The 13304-nt window shown below is 72.5% G+C and carries 11 protein-coding genes; 6 read left to right on the top strand and 5 right to left on the bottom strand.

What is annotated here, in order from left to right; translation table 11 throughout:
- Positions 1 to 82: 82 nt before the first annotated feature.
- From AC3AGO_RS33160 to AC3AGO_RS33145, 4 genes are all read right to left on the bottom strand, one after another.
- Complete coding sequence (locus AC3AGO_RS33160) at positions 83 to 880, bottom strand: DedA family protein (RefSeq protein ID WP_487824899.1); 798 nt, start codon at positions 878 to 880, stop codon at positions 83 to 85.
- A gap of 92 nt (positions 881 to 972) precedes the next feature.
- Positions 973 to 2649, bottom strand: a complete 1677-nt coding sequence (locus AC3AGO_RS33155; protein WP_487823985.1) for a carboxylesterase/lipase family protein — start codon at positions 2647 to 2649, stop codon at positions 973 to 975.
- Positions 2646 to 5165, bottom strand: a complete 2520-nt coding sequence (locus AC3AGO_RS33150) for a beta-glucosidase (protein ID WP_487823984.1) — start codon at positions 5163 to 5165, stop codon at positions 2646 to 2648. Before AC3AGO_RS33150 ends, AC3AGO_RS33155 begins: the two co-directional genes overlap by 4 nt.
- A gap of 360 nt (positions 5166 to 5525) precedes the next feature.
- Entirely contained in the window at positions 5526 to 5981 is a 456-nt protein-coding gene (locus AC3AGO_RS33145; protein ID WP_487823983.1) for a DUF4442 domain-containing protein, read from the bottom strand.
- Positions 5982 to 6132: 151 nt separating this feature from the next.
- Here AC3AGO_RS33145 and AC3AGO_RS33140 point away from each other — a divergent pair, with 151 nt between their 5' ends.
- Positions 6133 to 7323, top strand: a complete 1191-nt coding sequence (locus tag AC3AGO_RS33140) for a DUF8017 domain-containing protein (RefSeq protein WP_487823982.1) — start codon at positions 6133 to 6135, stop codon at positions 7321 to 7323.
- Positions 7324 to 7417: 94 nt separating this feature from the next.
- Positions 7418 to 8686 (top strand): MFS transporter, encoded by a 1269-nt coding sequence (locus tag AC3AGO_RS33135; RefSeq protein ID WP_487823981.1) that lies wholly within the window; start codon positions 7418 to 7420, stop codon positions 8684 to 8686.
- Here AC3AGO_RS33135 and AC3AGO_RS33130 read toward each other — a convergent pair.
- Positions 8626 to 9471 (bottom strand): spermidine synthase, encoded by an 846-nt coding sequence (locus AC3AGO_RS33130; RefSeq protein ID WP_487823980.1) that lies wholly within the window; start codon positions 9469 to 9471, stop codon positions 8626 to 8628. The genes AC3AGO_RS33135 and AC3AGO_RS33130 overlap by 61 nt on opposite strands.
- A gap of 332 nt (positions 9472 to 9803) precedes the next feature.
- Between AC3AGO_RS33130 and AC3AGO_RS33125 the strand changes: the two genes are divergently transcribed.
- The 4 genes from AC3AGO_RS33125 (at position 9804) to AC3AGO_RS33110 (ending at position 13147) form a co-directional block, all read left to right on the top strand.
- On the top strand, positions 9804 to 10514 hold the full coding sequence (locus tag AC3AGO_RS33125; protein ID WP_487823979.1) for a TVP38/TMEM64 family protein: 711 nt from the start codon (positions 9804 to 9806) through the stop codon (positions 10512 to 10514).
- 182 nt (positions 10515 to 10696) lie between these two features.
- Positions 10697 to 11020, top strand: a complete 324-nt coding sequence (locus tag AC3AGO_RS33120; protein ID WP_487823978.1) for a hypothetical protein — start codon at positions 10697 to 10699, stop codon at positions 11018 to 11020.
- 115 nt (positions 11021 to 11135) lie between these two features.
- Positions 11136 to 11903, top strand: a complete 768-nt coding sequence (locus tag AC3AGO_RS33115; protein WP_487823977.1) for a Pr6Pr family membrane protein — start codon at positions 11136 to 11138, stop codon at positions 11901 to 11903.
- 365 nt (positions 11904 to 12268) lie between these two features.
- Positions 12269 to 13147: an undecaprenyl-diphosphate phosphatase gene (locus AC3AGO_RS33110; protein WP_487823976.1), complete on the top strand. Its 879-nt coding sequence runs from the start codon at positions 12269 to 12271 to the stop codon at positions 13145 to 13147.
- Positions 13148 to 13304 lie beyond the last annotated feature (157 nt).

Below are 13304 nucleotides of genomic sequence, written 5' to 3'. Positions count from 1 at the left end.
CGGGACCGGTCGGTCGAGGCCGGTGGGTGCGCTGTTGCCCCGGGCAGTCCGTGACGGTGCCGGCCGCCCGGGGCGCGTCCGGTCAGTCCTTCGTGGTGACAGGTGATCCGGTGGCGCTGCCGGCGGACGGGGGCGGCACAGACGCCGTACCCGCACCGTCGCTGCCGGCCGGCTCGGACGCGGAGACGGCGGAGTCGGCGGAGGCACCCGCGCCGTCCGGCTCGGCGTCCGCCTCTGTCTCGGCGGCCTTCTCTGCCTCGGCGGCCTTCGCGGCTTCCCCCGCGGCGGCGGACCGCCGCTTCACGATCACCATGGAGGCCACGCCGACGAGTACGGCCGCCACCAGGCCCAGCCAGGAGAACCGCTTGAGCCAGGCCTCGGCGACGATGCCGACGTAGTAGATGACGGCCGTGGTGCCGCCCGCCCAGACGACGCCGCCGAGCACGTTGGCGATGAGGAACTTCCAGTACGGCATGCGCAGTACGCCTGCCAGCGGGCCCGCGAAGATCCGCAGCAGGGCGATGAACCGGCCGAAGAAGACCGCCCACATGCCCCACTTCTCGAAGGACCGCTCCGCGGTGGTCACCTGGCCCGGGCCGAAGTGCTTGGGGAATTTGCCGCCGAGCCACGCGAGCAGAGGTCTGCCGCCCTTGCGGCCGATCGCGTATCCGATGGAGTCGCCGATGATCGCGCCGGCGGTGGCGCTGGCGCCGAGCACGACCGGGTCGATGTGGCCGTGCTGGGAGGCGAGCAGCGCGGAGCTGACGAGGACGATCTCGCCGGGCAGCGGGATGCCGAGGCTCTCGATTCCGATGACGAGTCCCACGAGCAGATACACGCTCACTGCCGGGACTGTCTCCAGCCACTCCTGGACGTGCAAATCCGGTCCCTCCCGCATGGTCGGCGCCGGGCGCGCCGGGCGCTGCCCGGACGCGCCGCCTCCCTGGCGGCGCGTCCGGGCAGCCTACTGGATCAGCCTGGGCTTTCCGTCGCGTCCCACAGCCCGCAGCGGTGCTCGCCGGGCAGGGCCCGGGTGAGCGCGGGCCCGCCCGCCGAGGCGGTACGCAGGGACAGCGCAGTACCGGGATCCCGGCGCTGGTCCGGCATCGCGGGGGCGCCGTCGGCGCGCGGTGTTCCGGTCCGGATGAACGAGGTCCAGTACTGCCTCATCTGCTGGGCCAGCCGGGCCTGTTCCGCGTTGAGCGGTGCGGGGTGCCCGAAGTGGTCGAAGAGGTACGGCACCTCGTTGACGTGGGTGGCGCCGAAGTCGAAGTCGGTGCCGAGGCGGCGGAGCGTCTCGAAGGGCGGGGAGGTGCGGTCAGCGAACTCGTACGAGTAGACCGGCGCGCGTGCCGCCCCGTCCGCGGTCCGCCCGGTGAGCCCCTTGTTGAGGCGTAGTGCGGGGCAGGCGAACATCTGGTCGCCGAGTGCCGCGGCGTACGCGTGGGTGGGTGTGGCGTGGTCGCGCAGCGGATAGCGGTCGAGTGCGGCGCGGCCGGTTTCCTGTCCGAAGGTGCCGGTGAGCGCCTTCGGGTAGTCGGCGGCGCGCAGGGGTTTGCCCGCGCCGTCGTAGGTCTGGAAGGCGAAGAGCCGGCCCTCGTCGCTGTTGGCGCCGTTGAGCACCGGCACCCGTGCGGCGCGCCCTGCGGCGATGGCGTCGGCGGGCTGTCCGGGCAGGAAGCCGGTACCGGCGACGGGTCCCCAGTCGTGCCCCTGCTGGGCCTTGACGATCTGTTCGGGGCTCGTGCGACGCAGACAGTCCGCCGGGTCGGCGGCCGTGTCGCAGCCGAGCTTCTCGGTGAAGGCCGCGCCGTCCTTGTCGGCCTGCGTACGGGTGCGGGCCCCGCAGTCGCCGTACGCGCCGCTCTCCACGATGGCGGAGCGGAACAGTCCGCGGGCGCCGGGCGCGGCGAGCTGGGTGCACACCGAGCGGCCGCCGGCGGACTCGCCCGCCACGGTGACCCGGGACGGGTCGCCGCCGAACCGGCCGATGTTGGCCCGTATCCAGCGCAGCGCGGCCTGCTGGTCCTGCATGCCGAAGTTGCCCGACTGCCCGCCGAGCGCGCGGGAGCCGAGGAACCCCATGGCGCCCAGACGGTAGTTGACGGTCACGGCGACGACGCGGCCCTCGGCTGCGAACCGGTCGGGTACGACGTCCTCGCCCGCTCCCGCGGTGAGCCCGCCGCCGTGCAGCCACACCATGACGGGCAGCTTCCCGCTCTTGCGGGCAGGGGTGTGCACGTTCAGGTTGAGGCAGTCCTCGGTGTACGTCGGCTTCTCGTAGCCGGGGTCCCAGCTCTTGGGCTGGGCACAGCGGTGCCCGAACTCGGTGGCGGGGCGCGTGCCTTGCCAGGCCGGGTGCGGCTGCGGGGCCTTCCAGCGGCGTTCGCCGACCGGCGGCGCCGCATAGGGTATGCCCCGGAATGCCCTTCCCTGGTCGGTTTTCGCGCCGTGGACGGCGCCCTTGTCCGTACGGACAGTCAGCCCGGCCCGTCCGCCGTCGGGCCCCTGATCCGCGGCTGCGGCCGGGGCCGCGGTCAGCAGCAGCCCGCACACGGCGGCGGCTACGAGCGAACGTCGGCCTCTGGTGCGGCGGTTCGCCGGAGTCTTGGTCAGGCAGTTCATCGGTGTCCTGGTGCGGCGGTTCATCGGTCCCTCACCTCCGCGGTGGTGCGCAGCCGCAGATCGCGGGAGGAGGAGCCGACGGCGAGGGCGCGCCGCCCGGTGCCGAGTGTCCATCGGTGGTGCGCGGTGTCCCAGGAGGAGAGGGTGCGCGCCGCGATGTGGACGGTCACGCGGCGCTGCGCTCCCGGTTCCAGGGTGACGCGGCGGTATCCGGCGAGGATCCGTGGCGGCTGGTCGAGGTCCAGGTCGGGCGAGGGGCCCGCGTACACCTGCGCCACTTCGGCACCTGCGCGGCGGCCGGTGTTGCGGAGGGTGAAGGTGACGTCCAGTCCGCCGCGGGCGGCGCGCACGTGCGGCGCCGAGTAGGCGAACGTCGTGTAGGAGAGGCCGTGTCCGAAGGGGAACAGCGGCTCGACGTCCTCGCTGTCGTACCAGCGGTATCCGAGGTGAACGCCCTCGCTGTACGTCTGCTTCTTGTTCACCCCGGGATAGCGCTGCGGGTCACCGGCGACGGGGTGCGCGTCGTCGGAGGCGGGGAAGGACTGCGTGAGTTTCCCGCCCGGGTTCGCGTCGCCGAACAGCAGCGCTGCCGTGGCCGCGGCGCCTTCCTGCCCGGGGTAGTACATCTGCAGCACGGCGGCGGTGTCCTCCAGCCACGGCATCGCGGTGGCGGAGGAGGTGTTGAGGACCACGACCGTACGGGAGTTGACGGCGGTGACGGCCTCGATCAGCGCGTTCTGGCGGCCGGGCAGTTCGATGGTGGTGCGGTCCTGGCCCTCGGTGGCGTCCTCGTAGGCGAAAAGGACAGCGGTCTCGGCGCCGCGTGCGGCGCGTACGGCTTCGGCCACGTCGGCCTTGCGGGTGGCGCCGGTGATGCGCCGCAGCCGGAAGGACTGCCCCTTGGTGCCGCCCTGTGCGGCGATGGTCAGCTTGTGCTTGCCGGCGGGGATCCGGCGGGTCTCGCTGTGCCGTACGGACTTCCCGTCGGGTGCCTGCGAGACCAGTCCGCCGGTGAACAGTTCGCCGAGACCGGGTGCTTGGGGGAAGAGTTCCTTGCCGTCGAGGAGGACGGAGGGCCGGCCGAGCGCGTTGGGGGCCGAGTAGTGCAGGACGAACATCCACTCGTCGTCCTCGGCGACGCTCAGCGTCCCGTCGTACGCCCAGGCCCGTCCGGCGGGCACGCTGACCTCTTCCAGATCGGTGTCCGGGCTGAGCGCGCCGTCGGGGAACGGCTTGCCGTAGATGTCCTCACCGACCGCGTGGGTGACGCGGGCGCCGCGCCCGGCGCGCTTCTCGAGCGCGTCGACGGGGCTGTCGGCGTGGTCGGGGATCACGTGGGCACTGCCGCCGCCACTGACGAAGGGCATGGAGCCGGTCGGGCCGATCACAGCAAGGGACTTGGCGGCCCGGCCGCTCAGCGGGAGCGCGCCGCGCTCGTTGCGGAGCAGCGTGCCGCCGGCGGTGGCGATGCGCAGCGCGGTACGTGCGCCGGCCTCCGGGTCGCGTCCGGGCCGGGGCGGGGCGCTGCCGTCAAGGAGCCCGAACCGGTCCATGACGGAGAGGATCCGGGTGACGGCCCGGTCGAGGTACTTCTCGTGGACGGCGCCGCTGAGGACGGCGGCCTTCAGGGGCGCCCCGTAGAAGATGCCGGCGGGCATCTCCATGTCGAGCCCCGCGGTGAGGGACTTGACGGTGCTGTGGGCGGCGAGCCAGTCGGTCATGACCCAGCCTGTGAAGTCCCACTGGTCGCGCAGCACTCCGGTGAGCAGGGTCCTGTTCTCGCAGGCGAAGTCGCCGTTGACGCTGTTGTAGGCGCCCATGACGGAGCCGACGCCGGCGCGGACGGCGGGTTCGAAGGCGCGCAGTTCCAGTTCCTGCATGGTGCGCTCGTCGGCGGTGACGTCGACCGAATTGCGGTCGCGTTCCTGGTTGTTGAGGGCGAAGTGTTTGACGGTGGCGATGAGTCCCTCGTCCTGGACGCCGCGTACCTCCTCCGCCACGAGGTCGCCGGACAGCAGCGGGTCCTCGCTGAACGTCTCGAAGTTCCGCCCGGCGTACGGCACCCGGATCAGGTTGACCATGGGCGAGAGCAGCACGTCCTGTCCGAGGGCGCGCCCCTCACGGCCGATCACTTTCCCGTAGGCGCGGGCCAGTTGCGGGTCGAAGGCGGAGGCCATCAGGACGGGCGCGGGCAGCGCGGTGGCGTGCGCGGTGACCCGTACGCCTGCGGGCCCGTCGGCGAGGCGCAGCGGCGGGATGCCGAGGCGGGGCACGCCGGGCGTGTAGCCGGCCTGGCCCAGGGAGTCGGGGTCGGTGGCGCCGTGGACGAGGCCCACCTTCTCGCCGAGCGTCATCCGTGCGACCAACTGTGCCGCCCTGCTGCTCGTCGTGCCGGCCGGTGCGGCGTACGCGGCGGGGGCGGCGGTCAGCCCTCCGCCGGCTGCCGCCGCTGCCACCGCGACCGCACTGCCGAGCAGCCGCAGCGCGGAGCGCCGTGCCACTCCGCCGGGCGCTGTCACGTCTCTTCCGGGCGCTGTCACGTCTGCCACCACTCCTTCTGCGCGCGGGCACGTCGGCGTGCGCCGCGGCGCGACTCTGGTCGGGGAGAGGAACTGTGGAGAGCACGTACGGGCCGTCCGCGCAGGGGTGTTGACGGGATTGAGTTCACCCCGTGAACACGCGGGGCGTTCCGGATCGCCCCTGACGCGTCCAACTGACGGACGAGTGCAACTAATTGCACCGGAAAGCTAGGTCGACCCCTTGGAAGAGTCAATGAGTTGAACAGGATTGTGCGCCGACGCCGCCGTACGCCCGCACAACACGGCGCTCCCCCAAGCCGCCCCGGACGTACGTCGGGCCCGCACCGGCGACCGGTGCGGGCCCGTTCAGGCGTGGGGCGCTCAGCTGTTGGGGCGGAGGGTCCAGACGATGCTCATCTCGCCGGTAACGGCGCCGTCCTCGCGGGTGATGGAGACGTTCACGGGGAACTCGGGGCGCTCCCCCGCGTCGAGTTCGGCGACCACGTCGGCGACGGGACGGCCGAGTTCGGCGGTGGCGGTGACCGGGCCCATGGCGAGCTTCTTGAAGCCGATCTCGGAGCGCACGGCCAGCGGCACGGCGCGCGACAGCTGGTCGCCGAAGGCGGTCATGACGATCGCACCGCTCGCGGACTCGGCGAGCGTGAACATCGCGCCGGCGTGCGGCCCGCCGACGTGGTTGTGGTAGTCCCCCTGGTCGGGCAGGGAGACCACGGCGCGCTCGGCGCTGGTCTCGGTGAACTCCAGGTTCAGGGTGCGGACCATCGGCACGGAGGCCGCCATCATCTCGCCGATCGACGGCAGGGAGTCTGTGGACATGACCGCAGATTACCACTCGGTAACTTACCGCCGTAAGCCCCGCACGCGGTCGGCGGACAGCGGAGGACGGCGCTCCGTGGATGTCGCAGGACGGTACCGATGGGACACCTGATGTAGTCCGTGCGCGGCGCGTTGCATACAGTTACCCGCCATGTGGCCAGGACAGCAGCAGCCCGACGGGAACCCTCAGCAGCCCGACCCGTACCAGGAGCAGCCCGGGCAGGGGCAGCCGGCGGACGCGCCCGGTACGCAGCAGCCGAACCCGTATCAGCAGCCTGGCTACCAGCAGCCGGGCCAACAGCCCGGTTACCCGCAGCAGCCCGGACAGCAGCCCGGGTATCCGCAACAGCCCGGACAGCAGCCCGCGTACGGACAACAGCCCGGGTACGGGCAACAGCCCGGCTATCCGCAGTACCCGTACCCGCCGCAGCCCGGACAGCCGCAGCCAGGCCAGCCGTACCCGTACGCGCAGCAGCCCGGACCGCAGTGGGGCGCGCCGACACCGCCGCCCGGCAACCCGAAGGGTCCGGGAGGCGGCGGCAACAAGAAGACCGCCTTCATCGCCGTCGCCGCCGCCCTCGCGGTGATCGTCGCCGCGGGCGTCACCGGCTACGTCACACTGTCCGGCGACGACGAGGACACCTCGCGGGACAGCGCCGCCACCCAGTCGCCCTCCTCCGGGCCGGAGGCCTCGCGGAGCGGCCAGGCAGGCGCGGGCGACCCGAGCGCCGGCGCCTCGCCCGACGACGGCTCGCAGCCGGTCGTGCCCGGCTGGCAGGCCGTCATCAACCCCAAGAACTTCGCCGCCTTCGACGTGCCGAAGACCAAGGACTGGACGGTCCAGTCGCCCACGACCATCACCGGATACGAGGACGACAAGGGCAAGCCCCTGGTGGCCATGTCCGGACCCGCGTACTACAAGGACGAATGGTGCAAGACCAGTTCGCGCGCCGTCGGCGGCACGAAGGGCGGTCAGGGCTCCAAGAACACCAAGCAGGGCGCCACCGTCGCGGCCGCCAACTTCGCCATCGCGGGCTACGACCAGAAGCAGAAGGGCAAGCTCAAGGAGTCCGGCGCCAAGCCCTTCACGAACAAGCACGGCATCAAGGGGCACACCGCCGTCGCCACCGTCACCGGGGCGCCCAAGGAGGACAAGTGCTCCTCCGGTGCGGGCAAGGTGACCGCCGTCTCCTGGATCAACTCCAATGACGACCTGGCGATCTGGGTCTTCGTGACGGACGCGGGTGTCAAGGACGAAGTCCCCGATGCGACCATCAAGAAGATGATGGCCAGCCTGCGCCCCTACAAGGGCACGGGCGCGGGCGACGACCCGCGCGGCTGAGCACGACTCGGCAGGCCGAGCTCACTCGGCGGCGCGGGCAGCGGCCGGCGGGACCCCCGCCGGCCGTGCGGGAAAGGACAAGGGGATCACGGCAGTGGGCCGCAATTTCACTCTGCTCACGGCCGCCGCCGTGGTCACGGGCCTCGGCAATGCCGGAGCGCTGATCGCCGCGTCCTTCGCGGTACTGGAGGCCGGCGGCAGCGGCACGGACGTCGGCATCGTGGCCACCGCGCGCACCGTGCCCCTCGTGGTCTTCCTGCTCATCGGCGGCGCGGTCGCCGACCGGCTGCCCCGGCACCGGGTGATGGTCGCCGCCAACGCCCTCAACTTCCTTTCCCAGGGCGCCTTCGGACTGCTGGTGCTCGCCGGGCACGCGGAACTGTGGCAGATGGCCGTCCTGTCGGCGCTCGGCGGTACGGGGCAGGCGTTCTTCGCGCCCGCCTCCGAGGGCATGGTCCTCGCCACCGTCACCGGCGAACACGCAAGCCGGGCCTTCGCCTACTTCCGCGTCGCCATGAACGGCTCCAACATCGGCGGCGCGGCACTCGGCGGCGCCCTCGTCGCCGCCACCGGGCCGGGCTGGGTGCTCCTCGTCGACGCGCTCGCCTTCGGCGTCGCCGGCCTGCTCCGCGCGTTCCTCGACCTGAGCGGAGCCCCCGAACGCGCCCCCGGGGGCGGCGTGTTCGCCGATCTGCGCGAGGGCTGGCGGGAAGTGACGAGCCGCACCTGGCTGTGGGCCGTGGTGCTGCAGTTCGCCGTCGTCAACGCCGTCGTCGCCGCGGCCGAGGCCGTGTACGGGCCGCAGGTCGCCGCCGACGAGCTGGGCGGGGCACGCCCCTGGGGCCTGGCGCTGGCCGCGTTCGGCGTGGGCACCGTGGGCGGCGCCCTCCTCATGACCCGCTGGAAGCCCCGCCGGCTGCTGCTGACGGGGGCACTCTGCATCTTCCCGCTCGCGCTGCCCTCGGCCGCGCTCGCCGTGCCCGTCCCCGTACCGGCGCTCATCGCGATCATGCTGGGCGCCGGGCTCCTCGTCGAGATGTTCGCGGTCCTCTGGATGACCGCGCTGCACCAGGAGATACCCGAGGAGAAGTTCTCCCGTGTCTCCTCCTACGACTGGCTCGGCTCCCTCGGCATGGTGCCCATCGCCACGGCACTCGCCGGACCCGTCGAGTCGGTCATCGGCAGATCCGCCTCCCTGTGGGGGTGCGCGGCGCTGGTCGCGCTGCTGACCGCCGCCGTCCTGTGCGTCCCCGACGTACGCCGGCTCACCCGCCGTACGCCGCCCGAGCCGGTGACGGCCGGTCAGCCGATACTGAAGGCCCCCGTCGGCGGCTCCGGCGACGGCACCGCTTCCCCCTCCTGAACCGGCGCCGCGCCCCGCACGATCCTCCGCAGCCGCTCCCCCTCGACCACGCGCGCGGGGAACGGATCGCCTGCCGTACGACGGGCCATTTCGTCCACCGGCAGCGGCTCGCGGGAGGCGAGCAGTACGGCGTTCCCGAACCGCCGCCCGCGCAGCACCCCCGGCTCCGCGACCAGCGCCACGTGCGGGAAGACCGCGCCGAACGTGGCGAGCTGCGGGCCGAGGAAGGGGAACGGCCCGGCGTCGGCGAGGTTCGCCGCGTACACACCGCCGGGGCGCAGCACCCGGGCCGCGGCGTGCGCGTAGGGCAGCGTCGTCAGATGCGCGGGCACACGGGAGCCGCCGAACACGTCGGCCACGACGACGTCCACGGACTCCGGCTCCGCCGCCTCCAGGACGGCACGGGCGTCCGCCTGCTCGACGCGGATCCCGCTGTCCGCCGGCAGCGGCAGCCAGTCGGCGACGAGGGCGAGCAGCTCCCCGTCGTACTCCACGACGTGCTGGCGCGAGCCGGGCCGGGTGGCGGCCACGTAGCGGGGCAGGGTGAGCGCGCCACCGCCGAGGTGCAGGACGTCGAGCGGTTCCCCCTCGCCGGCCGCGATGTCCAGAACGTGCGCGATGCGCTGCGCGTACTCGAATTCGAGATACGTCACATCGTCCAGGTCGACGTACGACTGGGGCGCGCCCTCCACGGTGAGCAGCCAGGCGTGCTCCCGGCCGGTGTCGGGCAGCAGTCTCGCGATGCCGCCCTGGACGGTGCGGCTGACGGGTATCGGCTCGGTCACCGTCCTATTGTGCGGTGGCCGCGGCCAGGTGCTCCCCGCGGTGCGGCGGTCCGCTCCGTACGCCGCCCGCGACGCTGCGGCCCGGGACCGTACGCGGCCCGCGGTGCGGTGGCACGGACCGGCCGCGTGCGACAGTTCTGTCACAGCCTCGGCGGGCGCGGCCAACTCCCGCTTCCCGCTCAGGCGTTCCCGTACCCGCCGGTATCCCCCTGGTGAGCGGGTGCTGTACAGACTGCGGGCCGGTGACGCGCGGGTGCACGGACCACGAAATCCGGACAGATCCCCGTGCACTGTCCCGGCATACCTGCGGCAGTCTCGGTTACGCTCCCCACGTGCCCGTCCCCGCAACGCAGTCCGACGGACGCCCCGCCCGTCTCGCTCAGGTACTGCTCTCCCCGAGATCACGGCTCGCGCTGCTGCTGGTTCTGCTCTGCGCCGCGGCCACGTCCATGCTGCTCTACGAACCCCAGCGGTTCCTCGCGTCCGGCTGGCCACAGCAGCTGTCCGGCGGCGTCGCCGTCGTCCTGTTCGCCGTCGCGTACGGCATCTGCACCGCCGCGTTCGTCCCCCGCCCGGTCCTGAACCTGGCCGCGGGAGCGCTGTTCGGCGCGCAGTTCGGCACGGTGTCCGCCGTCGCCGGAACGGTGATCGGCTCCGGTCTCGCGTTCGGCCTCGGCCGGATCCTCGGCCAGGACGCGCTGCGTCCGCTCCTCAAGGCCCGGCTGCTCAAGGCCGCCGACCGCCAGCTGAGCGAACACGGCTTCCGGTCGATGCTCGTGATCCGGCTGCTGCCCGGGCTGCCCTTCGCAGGCTGCAACTACGCCGCGTCGGTCTCCCGCATCAGCTGGACCGCCTACCTCTCCGCCACGGCACTGGGCACCATCCCCAACACCGCCGCGTACGCCATCGCCGGCAGCCGGGCTGAGGCCCCCACCTCGCCGGCGTTCCTCGCGGCGTTCGGCTTCATCGCCGTCTCCGGCCTCGGCGGCGCCCTCTACGCCTGGCGCAAACGCACCCAACTCCGCCAGGCCACGGGCCACTAGGGCCGCGGGCCGGCACTTGCGCACGTGGGGCTGTCGCTGATTGCGGCAGCCCCGCTGCATGTCCGGGCCGCCCGCCCCTCGTACGGGGCGCCTCCGCCGCCCGGCCAACGTCCGGGCTGAGCAGCACAGTTCGCCGCTGCGACCTTTGACATGACATTCGTCGTCCGCATAGATTCCGTGGCGTGACCACGGAGCAGGGCGGCACTGCGGCCCGCAGGCTGACCAGGACCGGGGCCGAGGCCCGTCCGCGCCCCCTGCTCACCGAAGTGGCCGACCGCGCCGTCGACTTCGCCGCCCGGCAGGGCGCGCCTGCGCAGATCCCCGTGGCCCCGGTGGCCACCGTGGTGCGGGCCCTGTCCGACGGGCCGACACGACAGCGCCCCGTCGACCCCGCGCGCGTGCCGGAAGACCTCTTCGGCCAAGCTCTGGTGTGGCTGTTCACCGGCCTCACGGCCGCAGGCCCACGTGTCGCCTCGCGCCCGGCCGCCGTACGACCATCGCCATGACCACAGCGCACGGCCGGCGCGCATGACCACCGCGGCCGACCGCCGGTCCGACCACCGGCAGGGACGCCGCACCGACAGGCCCGTCGACCGCGGGCCTCACTCCATGAAGGGCACCATGAACGTCTGTACACGCCCCGCCTTCTGGTGGCGGGCAGCCCTGGTCGCCGTCGGCGTCCTCGGGCTGCTCACGGGGAACCACCAACTGCACTTCTACACAAGCCAGAGCAACGTCATCGTGCTCGGCTACTTCGCGGGGGTCCTGTACTGGATGGTGCGGCGCGGCACCACCGACGCCGCCGCGCCCCGGCTGCGCGGCGCGGTCACGCTGTGGATCGCGGTCACCGGTCTCGTCGCGCACTTCGTGAACAACCACGGCGCCAACCCGCTGCCCGGCCTGGTCAACGGCGACGAGGCGGCCCTCCTCGCCCACCGCTCGACCTTCCTCCTGCACTACGTCATCCCCGGCATGGTCTTCGCCGACTGGCTCGCCTTCGGCCCGCGCCGCTTCGTGCGCTGGCGCGACCTGCCGCTGTGGATGCTCTTCCCGCTCGCGTACGGCCTGACGTCGATCGCCCGCGCGCTGCTGTTCCCCACCGCTCCGGACCCGTACCCGTACGCCTTCCTCGACCCGACCGAGCAGGGCTACGCCGGCGTCACCGTCCAACTGGTCTTCCTGGCCGCGGGAATCACCGCGCTCGGCGCCACCGTCATCGCGCTGGACCGGCTGCTCGCCCGCCTCCCCGGCAGCACCCGCCACGCCGCCGACGACCCGCCCGCGGCCGTCCCCCAGCCCCGCGACACGGCGTCCCGTACGCCGGACGACACCGCCGGGGCCCCGGCCGCCGAGAAGGAGCACAGGGACGACGGCGTCCGTACGGTCTGACGGCCCCGTACACGAGCGGCAGTTCAGGGCTCCGGGCCCGGCGCGGGAGAAGCAGCTCCCCGCGCCGGGCTCCGCGTCTCGCCCCTCCTCCCCCATGCCACAAAAGGGCGGCCTGTCACGGGCCGTACCCCTGGGGGCGCTACGCTGCCTAGCGACCGGCACATGATCGCGACACGCGGCCGACGCCGCGCAGCCTGCCGGTCCCGACAGTTCCGCAGGCCCCGTCAGCAAAGGTTCCGCATGAGTACGGCCACTCCCTCCGGCCCATGAACGAACCCGCACCCCGCTCCCCCGTCCGCTCCCGGCCACTGGCCCGCGCCCTCGCCGGCCGCCTCGTGAACATCTTTTGGATGGCTTAGTTACTCATGTCGTGGTTCGAATCCTTCATCCTCGGGCTCGTCCAGGGACTCACCGAGTTCCTTCCGATCTCCTCCAGCGCCCACCTGCGGCTCACCGCGGCCTTCGCCGGATGGGAGGACCCCGGAGCGGCGTTCACCGCCGTCACCCAGATCGGCACCGAAGCGGCCGTCCTGATCTTCTTCCGCAAGGACATCGCCCGGATCCTGTCGGCCTGGTTCCGCTCGCTGTACGACAAGGAGATGCGGCGCGACCACGACGCGCAGATGGGCTGGCTCGTCATCGTCGGCTCGATCCCGATCGGCGTCCTCGGCCTCGCCTTCAAGGACCAGATCGAAGGCCCGTTCCGCGATCTTCGGCTCATCGCCACCACGCTGATCGTGCTCGGCATCGTCCTCGGCATCGCCGACCGTCTCGCAGCCCGTGACGCGAAGGGCGGCCGGCACCGCGCCGCCAAGAGCCGCAAGACCCTCGACCAACTCACCGTCAAGGACGGCCTGCTGTACGGCTGCGCCCAGGCGCTCGCCCTCATCCCCGGCGTGTCCCGCTCCGGCGCCACCATCAGCGGCGGCCTCTTCATGGGCTACACCCGTGAATCCGCGGCCCGTTACTCCTTCCTCCTCGCCATCCCCGCGGTCCTCGCCTCCGGCCTCTTCGAGCTCAAGGACATCGGCAGCGGCCACGTCTCCTGGGGCCCGACGGTCTTCGCCACGGTCCTCGCCTTCGTCGTCGCGTACGCGGTGATCGCCTGGTTCATGAAGTTCATCTCCACCCGCTCCTTCATGCCCTTCGTCATCTACCGCATCGTCCTGGGCATCGCTCTCTTCATCCTGGTGGCCATGGGCGTCCTGTCCCCGCACGCAGGCGAATCGGTCGGCGGCGCCTGACCCGCCCCGGCTCGCAAGGGGGCATATCTCTCCCCTTCCTGCGCGCAGCGACGCACAGGTGAGAGCAGCGTGGCGCGGCAACCCGCCGAGTTCGTCTCCCAGTTGCCTCCCACCGGCCGAGGGCCGCCGCTGATCAGCGGCGGCCCTCGGCCGATGT

It is taken from the genome of Streptomyces sp. BL1 (genome assembly GCF_057628045.1).
Note: the sequence above shows the minus strand (reverse complement) of the source record. Positions and strands in the feature narration are given on the sequence as shown.

What these genes read in the sequence shown, in the direction of transcription:
- AC3AGO_RS33155 (WP_487823985.1), bottom strand. Translation starts at nt 2,649, where the DNA reads ATGAACCGCCGCACCAGGACACCGATGAACTGCCTGACCAAGACTCCG.
- AC3AGO_RS33115 (WP_487823977.1), top strand. Translation starts at nt 11,136, where the DNA reads ATGAACGTCTGTACACGCCCCGCCTTCTGGTGGCGGGCAGCCCTGGTC.
- AC3AGO_RS33140 (WP_487823982.1), top strand. Translation starts at nt 6,133, where the DNA reads ATGTGGCCAGGACAGCAGCAGCCCGACGGGAACCCTCAGCAGCCCGAC.
- AC3AGO_RS33145 (WP_487823983.1), bottom strand. Translation starts at nt 5,981, where the DNA reads ATGTCCACAGACTCCCTGCCGTCGATCGGCGAGATGATGGCGGCCTCC.
- AC3AGO_RS33110 (WP_487823976.1), top strand. Translation starts at nt 12,269, where the DNA reads ATGTCGTGGTTCGAATCCTTCATCCTCGGGCTCGTCCAGGGACTCACC.